The sequence below is a fragment of the Trichocoleus sp. AS-A1 genome, assembly GCF_039962015.1.
Taxonomy (GTDB): Bacteria; Cyanobacteriota; Cyanobacteriia; order Cyanobacteriales; family FACHB-T130; genus FACHB-T130.
The window spans coordinates 259,382-279,668 of record NZ_JAMPKG010000002.1 but is presented as its reverse complement, the minus strand read 5'-3'; the positions used below and the strand labels follow the sequence as shown (position 1 = coordinate 279,668).

General features: G+C 46.9%; 21 protein-coding genes and 1 tRNA gene. 13 read left to right on the top strand and 9 right to left on the bottom strand.

Going from position 1 to position 20,287, the window contains the following annotated elements; genetic code table 11:
- Positions 1–104: 104 nt before the first annotated feature.
- From NC994_RS02855 to NC994_RS02830, 6 genes are all read left to right on the top strand, one after another.
- Positions 105–1,391 carry a GNAT family N-acetyltransferase gene (locus NC994_RS02855; RefSeq protein WP_190441103.1) on the top strand — a complete coding sequence of 429 codons (1,287 nt, stop codon included), beginning with the start codon at positions 105–107 and terminating at the stop codon, positions 1,389–1,391.
- The gene (gene ruvX / locus NC994_RS02850) at positions 1,354–1,869 is read left to right on the top strand and encodes a Holliday junction resolvase RuvX (RefSeq protein ID WP_242030640.1); all 516 of its coding nucleotides are present in this window, start codon (positions 1,354–1,356) and stop codon (positions 1,867–1,869) included. The genes NC994_RS02855 and ruvX overlap by 38 nt, the downstream gene beginning before the upstream one ends.
- Before the next feature lie 85 nt (positions 1,870–1,954).
- Positions 1,955–2,224, top strand: coding sequence for a 30S ribosomal protein S15 (gene rpsO, locus NC994_RS02845; protein WP_190415339.1), 270 nt, complete (start codon positions 1,955–1,957; stop codon positions 2,222–2,224).
- A gap of 15 nt (positions 2,225–2,239) precedes the next feature.
- Positions 2,240–2,704 carry a PAM68 family protein gene (locus tag NC994_RS02840; RefSeq protein WP_190441097.1) on the top strand — a complete coding sequence of 155 codons (465 nt, stop codon included), beginning with the start codon at positions 2,240–2,242 and terminating at the stop codon, positions 2,702–2,704.
- A 234-nt stretch (positions 2,705–2,938) separates the two neighbouring features.
- Positions 2,939–3,997, top strand: a complete 1,059-nt coding sequence (gene aroF, locus NC994_RS02835) for a 3-deoxy-7-phosphoheptulonate synthase (protein WP_190441324.1) — start codon at positions 2,939–2,941, stop codon at positions 3,995–3,997.
- 62 nt (positions 3,998–4,059) lie between these two features.
- The gene (locus NC994_RS02830; RefSeq protein WP_190668560.1) at positions 4,060–4,314 is read left to right on the top strand and encodes a hypothetical protein; all 255 of its coding nucleotides are present in this window, start codon (positions 4,060–4,062) and stop codon (positions 4,312–4,314) included.
- 93 nt (positions 4,315–4,407) lie between these two features.
- Here NC994_RS02830 and NC994_RS02825 read toward each other — a convergent pair whose 3' ends face one another.
- The 3 genes from NC994_RS02825 to NC994_RS02815 all read right to left on the bottom strand — a co-directional run bounded on the left by NC994_RS02825 (position 4,408) and on the right by NC994_RS02815 (position 6,869).
- On the bottom strand, positions 4,408–4,761 hold the full coding sequence (locus NC994_RS02825; RefSeq protein WP_190415354.1) for a DUF1257 domain-containing protein: 354 nt from the start codon (positions 4,759–4,761) through the stop codon (positions 4,408–4,410).
- Between the two features lie 144 nt (positions 4,762–4,905).
- Complete coding sequence (locus NC994_RS02820) at positions 4,906–6,417, bottom strand: AAA family ATPase (RefSeq protein ID WP_190415355.1); 1,512 nt, start codon at positions 6,415–6,417, stop codon at positions 4,906–4,908.
- Between the two features lie 104 nt (positions 6,418–6,521).
- Complete coding sequence (locus NC994_RS02815; RefSeq protein ID WP_190415708.1) at positions 6,522–6,869, bottom strand: hypothetical protein; 348 nt, start codon at positions 6,867–6,869, stop codon at positions 6,522–6,524.
- A gap of 184 nt (positions 6,870–7,053) precedes the next feature.
- On the opposite strand from NC994_RS02815, the gene NC994_RS02810 reads away from it, so the two are divergent.
- The gene (locus NC994_RS02810; RefSeq protein WP_242032610.1) at positions 7,054–7,644 is read left to right on the top strand and encodes a hypothetical protein; all 591 of its coding nucleotides are present in this window, start codon (positions 7,054–7,056) and stop codon (positions 7,642–7,644) included.
- A gap of 184 nt (positions 7,645–7,828) precedes the next feature.
- Positions 7,829–8,506 carry a response regulator gene (locus NC994_RS02805; RefSeq protein WP_190428820.1) on the top strand — a complete coding sequence of 226 codons (678 nt, stop codon included), beginning with the start codon at positions 7,829–7,831 and terminating at the stop codon, positions 8,504–8,506.
- A 34-nt stretch (positions 8,507–8,540) separates the two neighbouring features.
- Here the strand turns inward: NC994_RS02805 and NC994_RS02800 are convergent, their stop codons facing one another.
- Complete coding sequence (locus NC994_RS02800) at positions 8,541–8,747, bottom strand: hypothetical protein (protein WP_190441088.1); 207 nt, start codon at positions 8,745–8,747, stop codon at positions 8,541–8,543.
- A 472-nt stretch (positions 8,748–9,219) separates the two neighbouring features.
- Here NC994_RS02800 and NC994_RS02795 point away from each other — a divergent pair, with 472 nt between their 5' ends.
- Positions 9,220–9,696 (top strand): peptidoglycan-binding protein, encoded by a 477-nt coding sequence (locus NC994_RS02795; RefSeq protein ID WP_190441083.1) that lies wholly within the window; start codon positions 9,220–9,222, stop codon positions 9,694–9,696.
- Between the two features lie 111 nt (positions 9,697–9,807).
- Here the strand turns inward: NC994_RS02795 and NC994_RS02790 are convergent, their stop codons facing one another.
- Positions 9,808–12,015, bottom strand: coding sequence for a PAS domain-containing protein (locus NC994_RS02790; RefSeq protein ID WP_190441080.1), 2,208 nt, complete (start codon positions 12,013–12,015; stop codon positions 9,808–9,810).
- Between the two features lie 664 nt (positions 12,016–12,679).
- Positions 12,680–15,358 carry a GAF domain-containing protein gene (locus NC994_RS02785; protein WP_190441068.1) on the bottom strand — a complete coding sequence of 893 codons (2,679 nt, stop codon included), beginning with the start codon at positions 15,356–15,358 and terminating at the stop codon, positions 12,680–12,682.
- A 124-nt stretch (positions 15,359–15,482) separates the two neighbouring features.
- Between NC994_RS02785 and NC994_RS02780 the strand changes: the two genes are divergently transcribed.
- A complete protein-coding gene (locus NC994_RS02780; protein ID WP_190441056.1) occupies positions 15,483–16,190 on the top strand; it encodes a hypothetical protein in 708 nt (235 codons plus the stop codon).
- Positions 16,191–16,372: 182 nt separating this feature from the next.
- On the opposite strand, the gene NC994_RS02775 is transcribed toward NC994_RS02780, so the two are convergent.
- Both NC994_RS02775 and cpdA read right to left on the bottom strand, forming a co-directional pair.
- Positions 16,373–17,422: a YkvA family protein gene (locus NC994_RS02775; protein WP_242032609.1), complete on the bottom strand. Its 1,050-nt coding sequence runs from the start codon at positions 17,420–17,422 to the stop codon at positions 16,373–16,375.
- A gap of 203 nt (positions 17,423–17,625) precedes the next feature.
- Complete coding sequence (gene cpdA, locus NC994_RS02770) at positions 17,626–18,423, bottom strand: 3',5'-cyclic-AMP phosphodiesterase (protein ID WP_190415375.1); 798 nt, start codon at positions 18,421–18,423, stop codon at positions 17,626–17,628.
- A 10-nt stretch (positions 18,424–18,433) separates the two neighbouring features.
- Here cpdA and NC994_RS02765 point away from each other — a divergent pair, with 10 nt between their 5' ends.
- Complete coding sequence (locus tag NC994_RS02765) at positions 18,434–18,565, top strand: hypothetical protein (RefSeq protein WP_277877673.1); 132 nt, start codon at positions 18,434–18,436, stop codon at positions 18,563–18,565.
- Positions 18,566–18,783: 218 nt separating this feature from the next.
- Positions 18,784–18,855: transfer RNA gene (locus NC994_RS02760), tRNA-Cys, on the top strand.
- A 2-nt stretch (positions 18,856–18,857) separates the two neighbouring features.
- Here NC994_RS02760 and purM read toward each other — a convergent pair.
- A complete protein-coding gene (gene purM, locus NC994_RS02755) occupies positions 18,858–19,910 on the bottom strand; it encodes a phosphoribosylformylglycinamidine cyclo-ligase (RefSeq protein ID WP_190415377.1) in 1,053 nt (350 codons plus the stop codon).
- On the opposite strand from purM, the gene NC994_RS02750 reads away from it, so the two are divergent.
- Positions 19,909–20,067 (top strand): hypothetical protein, encoded by a 159-nt coding sequence (locus NC994_RS02750; protein ID WP_190415379.1) that lies wholly within the window; start codon positions 19,909–19,911, stop codon positions 20,065–20,067. The genes purM and NC994_RS02750 overlap by 2 nt on opposite strands.
- Positions 20,068–20,287: the final 220 nt, after the last annotated feature.

Genomic DNA, 20,287 nt, shown 5'->3' with positions numbered 1-20,287 from the left:
AAAGGCTTTTTCACTAAAAACCTATTGGTTGCGTTTTTAAGCTGGGCTTGCTCTCCAAGAGCAGCTCGCTCGACCCTATCGGCTTCATGGCGCATGTACTTAACATGACTTCATTTCTGCCTAAAGAAACCAAAATTGCGATCCGTCCCGTTCAATACCGCGATCTAGATGCGCTGGAACGGCTAGCCGCAGAAGATTTTGACGCAGGAGACCAAATTTACTCAACGGACAATCTGGGTAGAAAAGTTCATCAAATTCGACCCTGGTTTGGCCCGCTGAAGTTCTTGAGCTGGTTTCCCAATCCTTGTCAGCACACTTTTTGCGTTTATGTCGCGGAGCAGGATAACCAAGTTCGCGGTACGATCCAGGTTTCACCGTTCAACCGCACGCGCAGCACTTGGCGGGTTGAGCAGGTAGTTTTGGAGACAGGGGTACCGGCGGAAGTTGGCTCGCAGCTTTTACGTTATTGCTTTGAGTCAATCTTGGAAGCGCGTACCTGGGTGTTGGAAGTCAATGTTAACAACAAAGCAACACTGGCTCTTTACCGCCAGAATGGGTTTCAACCTTTGGCTCAGCTGACTTATTGGGCGATCGCTCCAGAGCTGCTTTCGTCACTGCAAGAGCGCGAACCGGATTTACCCAATCTTCTCCCAGTCAGCAATGCTGATGCCCAGTTACTCTATCAACTCGATACGGTGTCAATGCCACCGCTGCTACGCCAAGTTTATGACCGTCACATCCATGACTTCAAAACTAGCTTCGCTGGCGGGTTTCTCACCAGCTTGAAGCAATGGATTGGCAAGACGGTTAGCGTTAGTGGTTACGTATTTGAACCGCAGCGCAAGGCAGCAATTGGCTATTTTCAAATTTTTCTGTCCCGCGATGGCTCCCAACCCCATGTCGCTGAGTTGACCGTACACCCAGCCTACACTTGGTTATACCCGGAGCTACTTTCCCAAATGGCTCGGATGGCTAAGGATTACCCTTCCCAGTCCTTACAACTGGCTTCAGCCGACTATCAGCCAGAACGAGAAGAATATTTGGAACAATTGGGGGCAGAACGAATTTCCCACTCGCTCCTGATGTCTCGTTCTGTGTGGCACAAGCTACGGGAGGCAAAGCCCATTTCCCTAGAAGGGCTACAGTTGGCGGAAATGCTTCAGGGTCTCCAACCCGCTCGCAAAGCAGTACCGGGGCGGATGTCTTGGCTGAAGTCAAAGCATAAGAAGCCGCAGGTAGAACCGCAGAAGGATTTATCGTCCTCTGTGGTGTTGCCTCCAAAAGGGGGAATCGTGCTAAATTCCCAATCCCTTGATGCCACGAAAGCTAGCCGCACAGAGCGGGGAGAAGAGAATGGAGAGAATCTCGGCACTGGGTTTGGATGTCGGTAAAAAGCGGGTTGGGGTAGCTGGTTGCGATGGCACTGGATTGATTGCCACCGGAATCGCTACGATCGAACGCACTTCCTTTGAGCGGGATATGGAGCAACTGCGACGCCTGGTTGAGGAGCGACAAGTGCAAGTTCTGGTCATCGGCTTACCCTATGCGATGGATGGAACCCTAGGATTTCAGGCGCAGCAGGTGCAGAAATTTGCGACAAGAGTGGCAGCGGCTCTCCAGTTACCGCTGGAATATATGGATGAGCGGCTCACGTCTTATGAGGCAGAGGAACTGCTGAAAACAGAAAGGCGATCGCTCTCCCAAAATAAACCTCTAATTGACCGCAAGGCGGCAGCTTTGATTTTGCAACGCTGGTTAGATGAACGTCGAGCCGCAAACAAAGTCGCAAAGCAACTTGTAGAAACAACCTATATCGCGTCTGGCGCACAGATACAGACACAGGCAGAGACATCGGAAATTCCCAATTGATTCGCAATTCCCGATTCTCCATCACCGATTTCCAAATCAGATGATAATATGAGAGATTGCTGCATTCTAAAAATAGACTTTATCCATGACTCTGCCGCAACAGCGTAAACACGAAATTATGACGGAGTATCAGGTTCACGAAACTGATACTGGCTCGACGGATCTCCAAATTGCGATGCTGACAGAACGCATCAATCGTCTCAGCACTCACCTCAAAGCCAACAAGAAGGATCATGCTTCCCGGCGAGGTTTGTTGACAATGATTGGTACCAGAAAGCGCCTCCTGTCCTACCTGCAAAAGGAAGATAGACCCCGCTATCAAGCCTTGATTGGTCGCCTGGGTATTCGCGGTTAAACCGCCGATAAACTTATGTCTTCAGAAGAATCCCAACGGAATCGCTTACCGTTTGAACCCGCTAAGAAGAATCGCAAAAAACCAGCGAAAAACCAACCAACAGCCCCAAGCACTGCCAAAGCGGAAGGTCAAGCGCCTTCTCCAAGAAAGCTCGAATCTTCGGCAGTCCCAGAGGTGGTGAGCAAACGCATGGCTCGCCGGATGGCTCTTTTTTGCGGGATTCCTAGCGCTTTAGGCATTTTGACTTTTATTGTCAGTTATGTCGTGGTTAGCCAGCACTGGTTCAAGTTGCCCAACGCCGCAGTTGTACTTGTGAGTATGGGCTTCTTTGGGTTGGGCGTTCTGGGATTAAGTTACGGGGTTCTCTCAGCCTCCTGGGATGAAGAGAGACCGGGTAGTAAAATCGGCTGGAACGAGTTCACCACGAATTGGGGACGGATGACAGCAGCATGGCGCTCTGCTGGGCAAAAGGATTCATAAATCCCGCGCAAATACCAGCAGTCCAAAGGTGAGTTTTACTTATAAGTTCTTGAGAGAACGATTGCCATCGGTCTCGCTCTTTCCTGGGGTTTGAACCCCAGGCTATTTTCATTTTTTGCTAGAGAGATAAACTCGGCGGTCTATCTAGGCAAAGCTAGAGAAGTATTATCTCTGGTGATTTTTGAAAAAGGAGATTATTCGGCAGATAAGCAACCGAATTATGGATTTGGAAAAATGATTGTAGTCATGAAAGCTGGCACTCCAGAGGTCGAGATTGAGCGCGTTAGCGCCGAACTCGGTACTTGGGGACTGACACCAGAAAAAATTGTTGGGAAGCATAAGGTGGTATTAGGTCTGGTTGGTGAGACGGCTGACTTAGATCCCCTCCAGATGCAAGAAATTAGCCCTTGGGTTGAACAGGTTCTGCGAGTTGAGCAGCCCTTTAAACGGGCAAGCCGCGATTATCGTCACGGTGAAGCTAGTGACGTTGTGGTATCAACGCCTAACGGTAATGTCACTTTTGGCGAACATCATCCTTTAGTGGTGGTGGCTGGCCCTTGTTCGGTCGAAAACGAAGAAATGATTATTGAAACCGCACGTCGAGTTAAGGCGGCGGGAGCGCAGTTTTTGCGCGGCGGTGCCTATAAGCCTCGGACTTCGCCCTATGCATTCCAAGGACACGGTGAAAGTGCCTTGAATTTGCTAGCGGCGGCGCGGGAAGCGACAGGCTTGGGCATTATTACGGAATTGATGGATAGCCCTGAATTGGATGTCGTGGCAGAATTTGCCGACGTGATCCAAATTGGTGCCAGAAATATGCAAAATTTCTCCCTGTTGAAGAAAGTAGGAGCGCAGGAAAAGCCTGTGTTGCTGAAGCGGGGAATGGCGGCGACGATTGAAGATTGGTTGATGGCGGCGGAATATATTATGGCTGCTGGCAACCCGAACGTGATTTTGTGCGAACGCGGTATCCGCACCTTTGACCGTCAATATGCGCGGAATACGCTGGATTTATCGGCAATTCCAGTGCTGAGAACTTTGACTCACCTACCGATTATGATTGACCCCAGTCACGGTACTGGTAAGTCTGAGTATGTACCTGCGATGGCGATGGCATCTATCGCTGCTGGTGCTGACTCGCTAATGATTGAAGTTCACCCCAATCCGAAGAAAGCTCTTTCTGACGGTCCTCAATCTTTGACACCAGAGCGTTTTGACCGCCTGATGCTAGAGATGTCTGTAATTGGTAAAGCTGTAGGTCGTTGGCCTGAACCTGCTGTTGCTTTAGCTTAGAGTTAAAAGGGTGGGCAAATGCTCACCCTTTTTTTATGGATGCGATCGCAATTTGATTCGTGATGGAATGCGATCGTTTGGCTCTGTTTGGAAGAACAGCAAGCATGATACTCTATGCCGAAATCCTCCGAATAGGAGATTTGGATGTATTACTCCATCGACAATTTCTCCTAACAAACATCGCCTTTTACACCAGCTTGCCCATAATCATATCCCTTGAGACGAATGGAGCGACGATGATGTTTGCCTGGGTTATCGGTCATTGTACTGCTGAGGCGCGATCGCATCGCTCCGCTATTCTGTCATTACTCCCATAAAAAAATTACCCAGCTCTAGTTAGAGCTGGGTGATAGGAAAAACGGGCTAACCTAAAGTTGATTAACCCGATAGCTTGGGAACGCGCACACAAATTACTTTTGCACAACCAACTTAACGTTGGCATTTTGCAGACCGCGTTGCTTGACTTCAGCCAAGGTCTTGTTCACGGCATACTTCTGATTAATCGAGTTAATCAGTTCGGTTTGGTTGTGCTTCTTGGCGACGCCCCACAGGTCAGCAATCAGATCGAAAGAACCGTCGCTGTTGCGAGACCAACCGAGGTCATACTCGCCTTCCAGAACTGCAACGATGTCAGAACGAACCCGCTGACCGTTATAACCCCGAACATCTGCTTCGGTCTTAACACTGATACCCAGGTCGCGGAGAGAAGCTTTCAGGATTTCGGCATCGGTGATTTTGGTACGCAGAGTGCTAAAGTGAGACATTTGGATTTCCTCCAGTAGAGAGTTAAGAGAAACGACAACTTGTGGATGTGAGTCTGCCGCCTGGACACATTACTGGGCGGCTTTTTTTGTCAAACTGCTAGCAAACTGCTAGCCTTTCCTCCTGTTGGGAGCAGGAGAAAGCTTTTAGAACTCCAGTCGCTGATACTCGGCGACGGAGGACGCAGCAGGTCGCGCTCGCTGTCTGGCCCAGTCCCTCAGGGCCGTTACCTGCTCGTTCATGGTTCGGGAAAGCGGCAGAGTAGCTTTTATTGCCGCGATGATATCAAGCTGGGTAAATTCTCGGTCTTGGGCAAAAGCTTCGTACATTGCCGCGACCAATCCCTGCTCAATTTCTGCCCCGGAAAATCCATCGGATACCTTAGCCAGCTGGTCGAGGTCAAAACGAGAAATGTCTCGCTTCCGCTTGCTAAGGTGAATATTGAAAATCTCTTTGCGTTCTTCCGCAGTCGGCAAGTCTACAAAGAAAATCTCGTCGAAGCGTCCTTTGCGGAGAAACTCACCCGGTAGACGTTCAACCCGGTTGGCAGTTGCCATCACGAACACCGGAGACGTTTTTTCTTGTAACCAGGTAAGGAAAGAACCAAAGATGCGGCTGGAAGTACCCCCGTCTGAGTCAGCAGACCCAGAAGTACCGGCAAATGCTTTATCCAGTTCATCAATAAAGAGAATCGCTGGGGAAATTGATTCAGCCGTTTTCAGGGCATTCCGCAAGTTAGCTTCTGAGCGCCCCACCATTGAGCCGTCGTACACTCGGCCCATATCTAGGCGCAGAAGTGGCAGACTCCAGAGGCGGGCAGTGGTTTTGGCAATGAGAGATTTGCCACATCCCGGTACCCCTAGGATTAACATCCCTTTGGGTTGGGGCAGACCGTATTCCCTTGCTTTCTCTGTAAAAGCATTGGAACGTTGTCTCAGCCATCGCTTTAGCTCTTCTAAACCGCCAACCGAATCAATGGTTTCATCTTCTTCGATAAATTCCAAGATGCCGTTGCGGCGGATTAGCTGCTTTTTCTCAGAAAGAATAATATCGACTTCTGTTTCCGTCAGACGCCCGGTTTTGACGAAAGCTTTCCGATAAACTTTTTCGGCTTCATCCCGCGTCAGACCCAAGGTTGCTTTTAGCAGTTTTTCCCGAACTTCAGTTGTGGTGCGGCGAGAACGGGTTTGCTCTAACTGGCTAGATAGCACTTGGTTCAGTTCTGCCAAATCTGGCAAAGGATAGTCTAGAACGACGACTTCCTTTTCCAGCTCAATGGGGATTTGCTGAACGGGTGACATGAGAATGATAATTTTCTGTGTCCCTTTGAAGCTGGCGATCGCATCCCGCAGCCACCGCGTTGTTGCCGGTGAGTCAATAAAAGGGTGTAAGTCTTTAAAAATAAAGATACCAGGCTCTCTTTGGCGTACTACCCATTCAATCGCTGCCTCTGGGGAGACGGTGTTGTGCTGGGTAATATGGCGGGGTTGACCGTACTCGACTATGCCGTGGGTGACAGTCCAAATGTAGACGCGCCGAGCCAGGGATTTTGTCTGAGCAATATTGGCAATTGTTCGCTCCGCCCGCTCTTCTTCGGAAGTTACTAGGTAGATGAGGGGGTATTGAGCCTGAACCAGAATATCTAGCTCTTCTTTCATATCTATCGACCCATTAGAGACGGCACAACCACTAGCCAAACATTTATCAACCGCAACCAACGTGAGCAAGCGAGGAATTCAAGCAGTCTGGAGGATTTGGAACTTTAACAGGGAACCAATGCCTCTTCTCCCTGAGAATCCGTGCCGAGTTCACCTCTGGCATTTTCAAGGGTAGTCAGCTCTTCAGCGATTACACCTGGTTGATTATCCAGGGAAACCATTTCTCCATCTCGCAGTACCACAGAGCTAGTACACTCCGGACAGGAATAGACTCGATGAGTCCTTCCCTGGATTGCTTCTACCTCATCAACCACTTCTGGGTTAGCCAAGTAGAAGACGATCGCTCTTTCGACAATTGTTGACATGGGTTCCGTGTCAACAGCTGAGCGAATTTTGAGCTGGCGATGGAGACCTGGAGGAAGATACAACGTAACCTTTTGCTTGTCTTGCATATAACTTTTCAGTTGTTCTACCCGGGTATATTTCACAGGTTATCTGCCTTATTCCGGGCTGTCAAGACATCATGCCAGCATGACGGCAATATTGTTACATTGCTTAACAGTTTCCGGCAGAGTCGGACGAACTGGCGTAAGGAATATAAGCAAGCAGAACGGAGATAGGTTTCGGCGGTGTCCATTGCTAAATAACCTTCCCAGAGGGGTCCGGCGTCCTAGATCGGTTGTTAGAAGTCAGAGAGTCGAAGCTTGTTGCAACTGGCGTGTTGTTGTTTATGCGATCGCACTCTGTGTAATGCTGTGGAGTTGTCGCGCCTCGGATACCCAGCCGCCAACCTGGAAAACGTATAGAAATCCGCGTTATAGCTTCGAGTTTCCTTATCCCAGTAACTGGATTGCTGCGCCAATGCCAGACAATCGGGATGGAAGAGCTTTTAGAGATCCTCAAGACCCAGAGGTGGAAATATTAGGAGTGGCGGGCGATCGCTTGCCAGAAATTGAACTTGCGCCATCAGGGCAAAAACCCCCCCATCAATTCACGCAGCAGAACTTTACTACCCAACAAGGAGTTACTGGAAAACTTTATGTAGAACTGCGTTCAGATATCAGTTTGATGCGATTGACATTGATTCAGGGAAGGATACGCTACTACTGGCAGGGGCGATCGCCCTCTAAACAATTTCCCAATTATTATCGCTTCTTCTATTATGTTGCCGGACAATACCGCATCCCCTTGCAAGTGGAAGGAAGAGAGGGAGATTCCAGGCAGTAATCAGCGCAAAATACTATAAAAATTCAAAATCCCTCAAAAATATAGGGCTTTGGCAATTTTTAATTTTAACTTTTACTTTTTAAATTCCGGAAGGGATTAGGATTGGTCTGAGGAAATCCGCTTTATCCGAATTACCTGCCAATCCGCGTGGTTTTACCATAAGTGTAAAGTGCCATTTAATTCCATGCCCTCCGAAACAGAATCACCCCAGAATCTACCAACCGAGTCAAAGCCATTGCGAGTTTTGATTGTAGAAGACGATCCCATGATGCAGTTGGGTTTGGAGCAGTCATTAGCCGCTCATCCGCAGTTCACGATTGTCGGACAAGCCGAAGATGGCTATTTAGGCGTTGAAGCTGCTCTTAAACTGAAACCGGATCTGGTGGTTATGGATATTGGTCTGCCAAGACTAGATGGAATTGCCGCCACCCAGCAAATCAAGGCAGCGCTTCCTGATATCCGGGTAGTGGTATTGACCTCCCATACGACAGAAACCGAGATTATTGCCGCCCTTTCTAGTGGTGCAGATGCTTACTGCATCAAAGGTGCCAGTGTAGAACGCTTGCTCTCTGCGATCGCTGCCGCCCAAGAAGGTGCTACCTACCTCGATCCGCAAATTGCACGACGAGTAATTGACCATCTTAAACCGCCTTCAGTGACCGGCAGTGTTTCAACGCTATCGCAGCGCGAGTTAGAGGTATTGAAATTAATGGTAGAAGGCAAAAGCAATCCGGAGATTGCTGCCGCCCTCTACCTCAGCCCCAACACGGTCAAAACCCATGTCCGTGGCATCATGAACAAACTGTCTGTCGATGACCGGGTTCAGGCAGCTGTTGTCGCGCTTCGTTCTGGACTGGTGTAAACCAAATTCTGTAGGAATGCGATTCATTGTATTTCTACAGAAATGTCCGACGCTCCAAGTGATAAAGTTGTGCGATTTGATGTCTACTTTCCGTAAACTGTGCTGACTGTTGGTGCGTCGAAACCTGTAGTTTTGGCTCAATTAAAGACTGTCTGCTAGTCAGACGGGGAGTTTTTGTAATTGCCTCCGGCTGAATCAAAATAAACCCCATGCGTCGAGCGTATAAGTAGAATGACAACATGACCATGCACCCTTGAATTCAGTGTCAGGTCTCAGGTTAAGACGATTAGAAGCGATCGCACTTCATCCCCTTGTCTCACCCAACTGGGTGAACATCAATTCTGTCTTAAGCTAGATGAAAGATTGCCAAGGTTAAGCAAACTAACTCACGAGTCTTTAGTTTAATCGTGTCCAGCTACTTAGATGGTCAACAACACTTTAAAAAAAATCCTATCTATACAATTCAACTGTTTAAAAAAACAGTAGTTATCAAAATAATATGATTTATTTTATCTACCTCATGCTCTTGATTCACCCGAATGGATGATTTCGAGAAATGCCAAGCATTAGCACTTAAATAAAAGCTTTTTTAAAAGGTGGTAAGAATCAACATCATCCAAAAGAATGAGCTAGTTGGGTGAAGTGGAAGCTGAGAGCTAAACATTACCTTAGTAAGTGTAAGGAACACCAAATCACTTCAAGGAACACTAACCATGCAAGCTCCAATTAATACTCAAGCAAATGCTAACATCCAGACCAACAAACCTGTACTTCAGCGCGGTTCCCAAGGAGCATCGGTTGAGGAACTACAAAGACTTTTAACTCACTGGGGAAGTTATAACGGTGACATTGATGGAATCTTCGATATCGTCGTTGAAAATGCAGTGAAATCTTACCAGCACCGCGTCTTTTTGAAAGAAGATGGCATCGTAGGAAATCTGACTTGGCAGGCTCTTTACAAGGGTGCGCCCGTCAATATGCCAGTGCTGCAAAAAGGTAGCAAAGGTCAAATCGTAGTCACGCTTCAGCGTCTTTTACAGACAACTGGCGATTTTACTGCTGCAACTAGCCCAAACTTCGGCCCAGCAACAGATGCAGCGGTGCGCTCTTTCCAAAGGCGCTCTGGTTTAATTGCGGATGGAATTGTTGGCGATCGCACTTGGCACGCTTTGAGTAAGATTCCTCACTAAAGAAGGAATGTCACTCTCTTGACGCCTCTCCGTAAACGGAGAGGCGTCAAGAAATTTTTCTATAAGGTTGATGAATTAACCGGATTCGATATAACTTCAAAGACTAAAAGGCTAAGAAGCATCCCGATTTAGAGGTAATGTAAACCACAAGGTTGTCCCTAATCCAGGACTGCTATTCGCTCCAATTTCCCCGCCGTGGGCTGTGATAATTTGCTTGCAAAGATACAATTTTAAACCAGTGCCAGTCGAGCAACTGGATCTCGGATCTCGGATATAAAGATCGAATAAGCGATCGCACTCTTGTTGGCTCATCCCGATACCGTTATCCTGAAGCGTACAGCGCAGTCTTTGAGACTCAACGGTGGCGCTCAGATGTAGGCTCAGTTTGGGGGGATTATGCTTCAAAATATGGTTGAATAAGTTTTCTAAAACTCGCTGTAACTGAGCTGGATCGACCATGACCAAGGGTAAATCAGCGGAAACAAGATTCGTTAGTGTCGCTTGATTTTGCGACAGCGTTGGCTCTAAGCCTTGGAGAATCTTTGCAAACAGAGTCTTTATTTGAATAGGCTCGCGATGGAGGATAATGCCCTCTTCCTCGCTAGAATGAGTTTCTAACAAGGAATTAATCATTCCCAATTGCCGCTCGTTCCCTTGAATCATGCGTTCGACAATTGAACGAGAAAGGGTAATTTTTTCCGCTGGCTGATTGAGCAAATTTTTTAGCACCATTACAGTTCCAATTACCGAAGTCCGGAGTTCGTGGGAAACTGTATGTAAAACAACGTCCTTGAGTTGGTTCATTTCTTGGAGTTGTGCCACTGCCTGCTGTAACTGGGCAGTGCGCTCCTCGACAGTCCGCTCTAGACAGGTATTCAGAGTGGATACTTGTTCGTAAAGTTGTGCTTGTTGGATAGCGATCGCGACTTGGGTTGCTAGCGAACAGAGCAATTCAATTTCAAACTGCTGCCAATGACGCGATCCGCTGCATTGATTAGCGATCAACATTCCAAAAAACTCGTTTCCCACCAGAATAGGAACGCATAAACTGGCTTTAATTTGATATTGAGCGTAGTAGGCAGTATGAAAGCGAGATTTAACGACTTTCTCTGTATCATCAATTGCCTGAACCTGACCTTGTTTAAAGAAGGATTTAAGTTCTCTGAGGTAACGGTCACTTGTCACCCAGCCGAGAATCGATCGACAATCCGGTACCACTGATTCTGCTACAACTTTGCCTTGAGAATTGGTATCTAAGTGAGCGATGAAAACTCGGTCAGCTTGCAGAAATTGCCGAACCTCCTGAACGGTGTTATTGAGAATTTGATCGAGATCCAGCGATCGCCGAATTCTCAGCGCAATCTCTCCTAGTAAGCGAGCCGCACTCAGAACGCAGATGCTAGCGCGATCGCGTTCTCCCGCAGCCCGGAGTTGGACTTCCGCCTCCTTTCGCTTGGTGATATCGAGAATATATCCTTCGTAGTGGGTGATGTTCCCTTGGTCATTGCGGACAACACTGGTGAATTCATAAACCCATCGCACCTCGCCATCAGAGCGAATCAGGCGATAGTCCTGTTCCTGAAAATTTAAGCCAGCCGCATCATACGCTTGAGTCTGAGCCTCGACTTGAGCTAAGTCATCGGGATGGATAACGCTACCATACGTCACCCTGCCACTAATAAAGTCATCCGGTTGATAGCCCCACTGACTGATGTTGGGCGAGACGTATTCCACGGGTCGATTTTCTTGGGCAACCCAGCGGAAGACCGTAACCGGCCCCCTGATAAATAATCTGCGTTCTCGCTCTAGTGCTGCTTCGGCTCGCTTGCGTTCTGTCACTTCCATCAGCAAGCCATCCCAGAGAATATCACCGTTTGCCTGCTTTTCCGGACGGGAGGCGCATTGTACCCACTTAATTTTGCCAGTCGGCGTGACGATACGACCTTCCCAAGCCCAAGGTTGCAGCGTGGCGGCAGAAATATCTACAGATTCTTCATACCCTTTGACATCATCGGGATGAATTAAATCCTTAAGCAGTTGAAAATTCGCCTGAATATGTTCTGGTTCTAACTCAAACAATTCTTGGTAGCCGGAACTAGCACAGACGATAGACTCACGACCATCCGGGCACCGCAGATATTGGTAAATCATGCCCGGTATGTTGGCAACCATTCTTTGAAATCTTGACTCTTGCTGTCTGAGCTTGTCTGTCGTTTTTTGAATCGTTTCAATCTCGCCGTCAGCCAGAATTTGTTTGAGCTTTTCAAAGGCGGCTTCGTCCCGACAACACTCCCGGATGGCTTCTAGATATTCAGGCATTAGCAATTACTTCACTTCTTTTTAACTCAACCATTTTTCAACAATTTCACCAGATTAACAGGCTGAAAACCCTAAAAAATGAAGTCCGAAGTGTGAAAAGCTACGCTTTGCGGTAACTTTCAACTTTTCTGGTTTTTCATTTTTTTATAGCCTTCATCCTTTAGTATTCCCATCCCTACTTCAAAAATGCAGTCCATAGGTGATTGTAAGAAAACTGGCACAGAAAATGTAAAGCCTAATCTCTTTCTTCTATCAAAAGTAATAATTTTTTTGCCACGATAACAAGCAAAACTTGATTTTCAATTATTTTCACCGATTGAGCGATCGCTCAAAGGTTTATTTTCTAATTTAAGAGGGAGTAATACATTTAACTTTCTTTTAACGAATCACCCAATCGGGTGATTTTTAACTATGCTTTAGTTATTGGTTAGTAGCCATCGTTAAGGATGTACTAGGATTCATTCATCTGACATCTTTATCTAGTCAGCATAGGTATCTAGCCAGCATAAGAGTCCTATTATTGTGTTTTTCGGTTGGATTGAAGACGAAATACCCAACTTCTCTAAGAAGTTGGGTATCTAAAGGACTAGCATTTTATAAATTCAATCAGATTGGTCTAGTAAGCAGGCATAAAACAGCTCTTAGACTAATAACATCTTTCTGTTTATGGTGACATTGCAAAAGGTAAAGTAAACCAGAAGGTTGCACCAGCTTTTGGAGAACTAGTCACGCCAATTTTGCCCCCGTGAGCTTGTACAATCTGCTGACAAAGATATAATCCCAAACCAATACCAGTTGAGCGTCGTGCTTGCGAACCACGGGCATAAAGTTCAAAGGCGCGATCGCATTGTTCTGGATTCATCCCAACACCGTTATCTTCAATAGTGCAGCGAATCGTCTGTTCTTCAACGGTCGCCTTAAGAATCATCCTGAGTCCGGGTGGGTTATGGTTAAAAGCATTCGTGAGTAGATTTTCAAACACACGCCGCAGCTGAAGCGGATCGGCGTTCACTGTGGGCAGTTCAGAAGGAATTTGATCGATCAGAATTGCCTGATTTTTGACACACAACGGCTCAAAATCCTCAACAATCTCTTGAATGAGAGAGTTAAGTTGAACTGGTTCGCGCTGCAAGACAAAACCTCCCACTTCGCTGGTGTGAACTTCTAACAAGGAGTTAATCAAGCGGAGTTGGCGATCGCTACTTTGAATCATCCGCTCTAAAATTGACCGAGACACTGGAATTGTCTTTTGTTCATTGCCATTCGCTGTTAACAAATTCTGCAACACCAGTAACCAGCCGGTGAGCGGCGTCCGCAGGTCGTGGGAAACGGCATGGAGGAAGACATCCTTCAGTTCGTATAGTTCTTGAACTTCCTGGATTTTTTGCTCTAGTTGAGCGGTACGTTCCCGAACTTGGCATTCTAAGTTGGTATTGAGTTCCTGTACCTGTTGGAAGAGGCAAGATTGCTGAATGGCGATCGCAACTTGGGTTCCCAATTGTTCTAGCAAATCAATCTCGATCGGTTCCCAGCGCCTCGCTCCACTGCATTGATTAACAATTAATGCACCCAATAACCGATCGCCTTTCACGCGAATTGGGACAGCCACGGCGGCTTTGACGTGATAATCGCGGTAATAGGATGCGATCGCTGGATGAACCATCGCTTGGGTTGTATCCTCAACGACTCGAACCTGATTCGCCTCAAACAAGGTTCGCATCTCCTCCAGGGAACTTCGATCGTCAAGTACCCAGTTCATAATCGGCGGGTAATTGGGTTCTACGGATTCAGCCATTACCCTGCCTTTTCCCGTCGTATCGGAAGCGATGAAGACCCGGTCGGCTTTCAGAAACGACCGGACTTCTGCCACGGTAGTGTTAAAAATTTCGTCCAAATCCAGCGATTTGCGGATTCGCAGCGCCATTTCTGCCAACAAGCGATCGCGTTCTTGCACCAAGCGCTGCCTCATTTCCGCCTGCTTGCGTTCAGTGATATCGTTCCCAATTGTCAGCAAACACGGCTCACCCTCCAAGTTGATGATTTCTGCACAGAAAAGCCCTATTATTACCTTTCCTGACTTGTTGCGAAACTCGCATTCCTGGTTGCGGACAGCACCTTCTTCCTGTACCTGCTGGATAACTTTGATGCGGTCTTCTGGATTCACCCAGATATTTAATTCCAATGTCGTATGACCAATAATTTCATGGCGTTGGAAACCGGAAAGATTGAGGAAACTTTCGTTGACATCAATGTATCGTCCCTCTTTGAGGGTGGTAATCGTTATTGAGTCAGGACTGGAACGAAAAGCGGATGCGAACTTCTCCTCTGAACTTCGCAGCGCCTCCTCAGCCCGCTTTCGGTCGGTAATATCCATTACCAACCCATCCCAGAGAATATCGCCATTGAGTTGCTTCTCTGGTCGAGAAGCGCATTGAATCCACTTAATTTTGCCGCTGGGAGTCTGAATCCGACCTTCCCATTTACAAGGTTGCTGTGTCACAGCCGAAACTGCGATGGATTGTTCATAAGCCTCGCGGTCGTCGGGATAAATTAACTCCTTGCCACAATTTGCCTGAATCGCCTCCGGCTCTAATTCAAACAGTTCGCGGCAACCGGAACTGGCATAGGGGACAGCCTGGGAACCATCCGAACGCTGAAGGAACTGAAAAATCATCCCCGGTACGTTAGCGGTAATTTGTTGCAGCCGTAATTCGCTCTGCCGTAGAGTTTCAGTCGTTTGCTGATGAGCGATCGCTTTCCCGAAACTTGCTGCCATCGTTATCAAACAAGCTTCCTCATCCTTTGACCACTGGCGATCGTAGCGGCGATCGTCAAAGCCAATTAAGCCCCAAAGTTTGCCATTACAAGAAATTGGGACAACTAATATAGAGGAGATTTGCTTGTTTGCCAAAACTTCCCGTTCGCCATTTGAAAGTTCGCGAATTAAACCCCGAACTGCCTTCCCAGCTTGCAAATCTTCGTACCACCGACTGATGCGACAAGCCGCCAATTCCTGGTTCTGTAAATTGGGATTGTGAATTTGAGGCGTTACAAACTCTTTTGTCCATTCAAATCGGTGGCTAAAGGCTAATTCACGGGTTTCTGGATGAGGATGAATCTCAAAAATATAAGATCGATGCACTCCCGTTACTCTGCCTAGAGTTGCTAAAGCTTGATTCACGCCAACTGCAAAATCGCGATTTGTCAGCAGTTGATGGGTCGCTTCCGCCACACTTTGTAGGAGATTAGAGCAATACATGGGGCTAGTTTTCGCATACAGTCTAGTGGAAACACGCTCTTCTGGATAGGGAATTTTTTGACTCTGACTTATGGTTTTGCTCACTCTTTAACCCTTTTGTTCGATTGCAGTGGAGGCTTTCATCCTTCGCGCCGATAAAAGTCTTTTGATGGGTTGAAAGCCAAAGGCAGTAGTCAGAAGAACGAATTTTTCAGAAGCATCATTAAAAATGATGAATTGGGAACAAATTCATCATCTAATCTTCAAGATTTATCTTTCCGATTTCCGAAAAAATACGGATCTATCACCCGATCGGGTTAACCAATCTGTAGGAGGGCGATCGCGCCTGCGCCAAGCGATCCTATTTATAGAGGCTCTTCACTTGAGACGCTGGCAGGCACTTCAAATGGCACTAACGACTTTAATTCCCCAAAAACTCCTCTCCAAAATTCCCCCTTTTCAACCCGTACAATTCGCGACCACTTTAGGAATTTTGTCTGCGTTGCTGCTGAATACATCTACTTCGACGTTAGCTCAGCCAGCATCCGATGTGTCTTCAGAACAACCCAACCAGCAATTGACTGTAGAACAGCAATCAGGAACGTGTCCCGCATCAGTCGGACTTTGGACAGTCTTGTTGCCTTCTGAAGGTGCTGCCGATCATACAGTTGTCGCTGACACGAAAGCGATCGCGAGTAATGGGAAAATTTCATCTTCAGGCAATACGTTTGTGGAATATGAAGCTCCACTGCAAGAAGCTTATGCCTCCTGTGTCGGTCAGGCCAGTTCTCCAGATTTACACTCCTACAGCTTCGAGTTTCGCAATGGCAAAGTCTATTTTCGCGTAAATCTTAATTGGGTTCCTGGCTATACCAAGATTGTTTCTAAAACCGTGGCATCTGGGCGTCCTTTCGTGCATTGGCAAGCTAGCGAATAAAGGCGTGCAAAATCGCTCAAAATCGCTTTATCTATCAGCTTTTGAAATATCGCTCGTCTTTGTGAAGTCTAGTAGTAATCAGTGCCAGTTGCGGGCCTTTGCTACTGGAGATTAAGGAAAAAGCGATCGCTTCTTGTCACATAGGAAGCGATCGCTTTCATGAATCTTATCAACTAATTTTATTAATCCTTGCCGAACCACTCTTGCATTTTCTGCTTTGCAGCTTCTTTTACTTCAGAGTTGATATTCCAAACAATCATACCTAGGGCAGTCGTTAAGGAACCTATATCATCCCCAAATCCTACAGCAGGAAGAAAATCAGGAACAGCATCTACGGGCAATATTAAGTAAGCTAATGCTCCATATACAATTAGTTTTTGGTTAGTTGGAGTGTTTGGATGCTCAGCAGCATAGAAAAGAATTAAAGCGTTTTCAACAACATTTTTTCCAGCTTGCACTGCAAAATTTCCAAGCTTTTCCCAAAACAGCTCATCTGAATAAGTAGTTTCAAAACTTGTCTGGGTATTTGCTGTTTCTGATGAAGAGAAGGGGGTGACGGGAATACCTGCTTTTACGAGAACTGAAGTTGCTTCTTTCATGGCATTAACTGCATAATCATCATTTAATCCACGTTCTCGAATCTCTCCCATCTTCTGAACAAATGCCTGTATAGCTTGCACCTGCTCATCTGTGATTTTCAGTTCTGCTTGAGCTAGCTTGATTGCTTTTGCTTCACCAGGGTTAAGAACCTTATCCACCCAAACAAGGTTCAGAATATAGAACATTAAACCAAAGCGAAGCGTATCATCTGCCTTAGACAGTTTTTTTAAAGAGTCCTCTAAGGTAGGCGGATTAATAGCATAAGACTGCACCTGACGCTTTGCAGATTCAGACATATTATCCAGATCGGGAGTATTTAAAATTAGGTTCAACTCCTCTGGATCAATTGAGCCATCTGCTGCTGCAACTGCAAAAAACACACCATAAAAGGCTAAGCGATCATCCTCAGACGTTTGGGGTAAACTTACTGGCTTTCTGGTAGTTTTTCCAACCGCCATAGCCGTTTCTGTTACTGCTTTACTCGCTTGTGATACAGCACTGCTAACAACTCCCCCAAAGCCTGTCGCTGTTTCTGCTGCGGCTTGAGTTGCTTGCGATGCAGTGTTGCCAACAGCTTCTCCAAGATTTGTTGCTGTCTTAGTAAGTGATTCCCAAAAATTTGGTGGTGTCATGAGTAATAGGGGAGTAGAGGTGGGATGTAACCCTTGACTCAAAGGATATCCCCCTCTCAGCAAACAATGGCTCAGTGTTTTCACCTATGTTGCAAGCGATCGCGCAACTATTGTCAGTAAAAATAATCGCTTGGAAGCGCGATCGCATCAAAAAAAAACCGTTTTCTTGAAGAAAACGGTTTTTAAAAATGCCAACTTCCACTCTAATAACCAGTAGCTGCCAAATCCAACTCATGCGCGTAAGCAACCCGTTCCACCCTAGTTTCAATCCTGCCATCTGGATACAGATTAAATAAACGAAATCCTGGCGCTTCCTCATCTAAGGAAAACTGGTGGCTATGCGGTTCAAACTGAATTGACGTAGAGGGACTACCCAAGTAATGAACCTCACCGCGCCGCCGATAAAATTCTTGATGAATATGACCAAAAACAACCAACCGCACCTGAGAATGGCGATCGATGACGGCAAATAGTTCCTCTGAATTTTGTAATGAACTGCCATCCAGCCAATCGGAATCGACAACAAAAGGGGGATGGTGTAAAGCAATTAGGGTAGGACGTTTATCTGCACGCTGTAGCTGCTGGTCTAGCCAAACTAAGCTTTCTGAAGATAGTTTGCCATAGACGCAACCTGGTACGTGAGAATTGAGCAATAAAAACTGCCACCCTCCCGCTTCAAACGACTTCTCCGGACAAATCGGAGCCTCATTTAATACCTCTTGCATAACCAATGGTTGGTCATGGTTGCCCGGTAGCCAGTAAGTAGGAATTCCCAGAGGACTCAGCAGTTCTGCCAACCGCGTGTAAGATTGCGGCTTACCATCTTGGGACAAATCTCCTGTTAGCAATAGCAAATCCGGCTGAGGGCACATTCGGTGCAATTGCTCTAAAACTACATCAAAAGACTTGGCAGTAGGAAGCCCTAGCAATTCCTTTTTGGTATCTGCGAACAAGTGAATGTCTGTAATTTGAGCAATCAGAAGCGGGTTGGCTTGAGTCATAGTTTCTGTAATGAAAAGGTATTCTGGTCGCTGCTCAAAAAAATACTTAGCAAGTCAGTACACCCAGATGGCTGTTTTTGGTCAAACCAAGGCGATTCTCCGCTTAGAGATAACCAAAGCTGACGAACTTCCCCAGCAGTAGGCGAACGTCAACCATTCCGTAAATCCACTTACATTTGGAGATTCGTATTAGATTAGCGTTTCAGATCATCAAAGACTTGCGATCTAGGAACCCCGTTCCTGTGATCGTCATCACATCAGATAACCTGCATCAGCTTTGAATATAGCGACTAGTCTTCCAATTCGTACAGAGTCAATGCGTCCGGAAAAAATTTTGGTATACTAAGAATCTGCAATTGCGGCGGCATAGCCAAGTGGTAAGGCAGAGGTCTGCAAAACCTTTATCCCCCGGTTCAAATCCGGGTGCCGCCTTTTTAATCTGGGATTCCAATCAGACCCCCGCTACCAGCGATCGCTTTGCCGATGGCATAGGCGGGGATATTTTGGGATTCAAACCAGCTGATGGTTTGGTCGGCTTGGTTTGGGGGCACGAGGACGACAAAACCGATGCCCATATTGAACGTATTAAACATATCGGCGGGTTTGACTTCACCAGCGTCAGCAAGCCAATTAAAAATAGGCGGAATTTTCCACGATTGAAGATCGATCTGGATAGATAAATCGGCACCAATACAGCGAGGTAAGTTTTCTGGCAAGCCGCCACCCGTAATGTGAGCCATGCCATGAATGTCAAGCCCAGCCTTCCGTGCCGCTAAAACGGGTTTGACGTAAATCCGGGTGGGAGTTAATAAAACTTCCCCAAAATTCTTACCGTCTAAGGGCGCAAAGCCTTCCCCCCTAACATCGGTTGGGGAGGCGTGCAAGTCAACGCCGCTACGTTCAACAATCTTCCGCACCAGACTAAAACCATTGCTGTGGAGACCTTGACTGGCAAGAGCGATCGCCACATCTCCCTCTTTCACCAGAGAACCATCCAATATCTGGCTCTTTTCTACAATCCCCACACAAAAACCCGCCAAGTCATACTCGCCCAGTTGGTAAAAACCCGGCATTTCTGCGGTTTCTCCTCCCAGTAGGGCACACCCTGACTCACGACATCCCGCAGCGATGCCATCAACCACCTGAGTGAGCTGCTCTGGGTTTAGTTGCCCTGTGGCTAAATAATCTAGAAAAAATAACGGTTCTGCACCACACGTCAACACATCGTTGACGCACATTGCTACAAGGTCAATTCCCACGGTGTGGTGGAAGTTGAGCTGATGGGCGAGTTTTAGCTTGGTGCCTACGCCATCCGTCCCTGAAACCAAAACCGGCTCTTTGTATCCAGTTGGCAACTGAAACCAACCACTAAAGCCGCCTAAACCACCCAATACTTCTGAGCGGTGCGTACTTTGCACCAAACTGCGGATTTTCTCTACAAAACTCCGCCCCGCCTCAACATCTACACCAGCGTCTCGATAATCCATGAATTCAAACCTGTTCAGCAGCGATCAAGAGACGTATTTTACTTGGCTAACGCGACAGATAGGACAGCGATCGCAATTTTGTACCGTTGGGCAGCACTATGCCCCGATTGCTTCACCAATTATTCACAAACTGGCTTCCTCGTTTGTGAAGTTCTGATAAAGTTCCGGAAACCTGATTTTTGTCTCAAACCATATTGACTTCAACATCATAACCGCATTTTTTCGGAAATTACTGTGTGAAGGTTTCATAAAGTTGTTGCTTCCTAGCGGAAATCCCCGATCCCCTTTTCAAAAACTTCATGGTAGTCTGTTGCAGTTCCACAGACCAGGGTGAATACAGAACGAGTACGAGTTATCGATTGGGCAAATGAGCCGTC

What these genes read in the sequence shown, in the direction of transcription:
- NC994_RS02855 (WP_190441103.1), top strand. Translation starts at nt 105, where the DNA reads ATGACTTCATTTCTGCCTAAAGAAACCAAAATTGCGATCCGTCCCGTT.
- ruvX (WP_242030640.1), top strand. Translation starts at nt 1,354, where the DNA reads ATGGAGAGAATCTCGGCACTGGGTTTGGATGTCGGTAAAAAGCGGGTT.
- rpsO (WP_190415339.1), top strand. Translation starts at nt 1,955, where the DNA reads ATGACTCTGCCGCAACAGCGTAAACACGAAATTATGACGGAGTATCAG.
- NC994_RS02840 (WP_190441097.1), top strand. Translation starts at nt 2,240, where the DNA reads ATGTCTTCAGAAGAATCCCAACGGAATCGCTTACCGTTTGAACCCGCT.
- aroF (WP_190441324.1), top strand. Translation starts at nt 2,939, where the DNA reads ATGATTGTAGTCATGAAAGCTGGCACTCCAGAGGTCGAGATTGAGCGC.
- NC994_RS02830 (WP_190668560.1), top strand. Translation starts at nt 4,060, where the DNA reads ATGGAATGCGATCGTTTGGCTCTGTTTGGAAGAACAGCAAGCATGATA.
- NC994_RS02825 (WP_190415354.1), bottom strand. Translation starts at nt 4,761, where the DNA reads ATGTCTCACTTTAGCACTCTGCGTACCAAAATCACCGATGCCGAAATC.
- NC994_RS02820 (WP_190415355.1), bottom strand. Translation starts at nt 6,417, where the DNA reads ATGAAAGAAGAGCTAGATATTCTGGTTCAGGCTCAATACCCCCTCATC.
- NC994_RS02815 (WP_190415708.1), bottom strand. Translation starts at nt 6,869, where the DNA reads ATGCAAGACAAGCAAAAGGTTACGTTGTATCTTCCTCCAGGTCTCCAT.
- NC994_RS02805 (WP_190428820.1), top strand. Translation starts at nt 7,829, where the DNA reads ATGCCCTCCGAAACAGAATCACCCCAGAATCTACCAACCGAGTCAAAG.
- NC994_RS02800 (WP_190441088.1), bottom strand. Translation starts at nt 8,747, where the DNA reads ATGTTGTCATTCTACTTATACGCTCGACGCATGGGGTTTATTTTGATT.
- NC994_RS02795 (WP_190441083.1), top strand. Translation starts at nt 9,220, where the DNA reads ATGCAAGCTCCAATTAATACTCAAGCAAATGCTAACATCCAGACCAAC.
- NC994_RS02790 (WP_190441080.1), bottom strand. Translation starts at nt 12,015, where the DNA reads ATGCCTGAATATCTAGAAGCCATCCGGGAGTGTTGTCGGGACGAAGCC.
- NC994_RS02780 (WP_190441056.1), top strand. Translation starts at nt 15,483, where the DNA reads ATGATGAATTGGGAACAAATTCATCATCTAATCTTCAAGATTTATCTT.
- NC994_RS02775 (WP_242032609.1), bottom strand. Translation starts at nt 17,422, where the DNA reads ATGACACCACCAAATTTTTGGGAATCACTTACTAAGACAGCAACAAAT.
- cpdA (WP_190415375.1), bottom strand. Translation starts at nt 18,423, where the DNA reads ATGACTCAAGCCAACCCGCTTCTGATTGCTCAAATTACAGACATTCAC.
- NC994_RS02765 (WP_277877673.1), top strand. Translation starts at nt 18,434, where the DNA reads ATGAAAAGGTATTCTGGTCGCTGCTCAAAAAAATACTTAGCAAGTCAG.
- NC994_RS02750 (WP_190415379.1), top strand. Translation starts at nt 19,909, where the DNA reads ATGAATTCAAACCTGTTCAGCAGCGATCAAGAGACGTATTTTACTTGG.
- purM (WP_190415377.1), bottom strand. Translation starts at nt 19,910, where the DNA reads ATGGATTATCGAGACGCTGGTGTAGATGTTGAGGCGGGGCGGAGTTTT.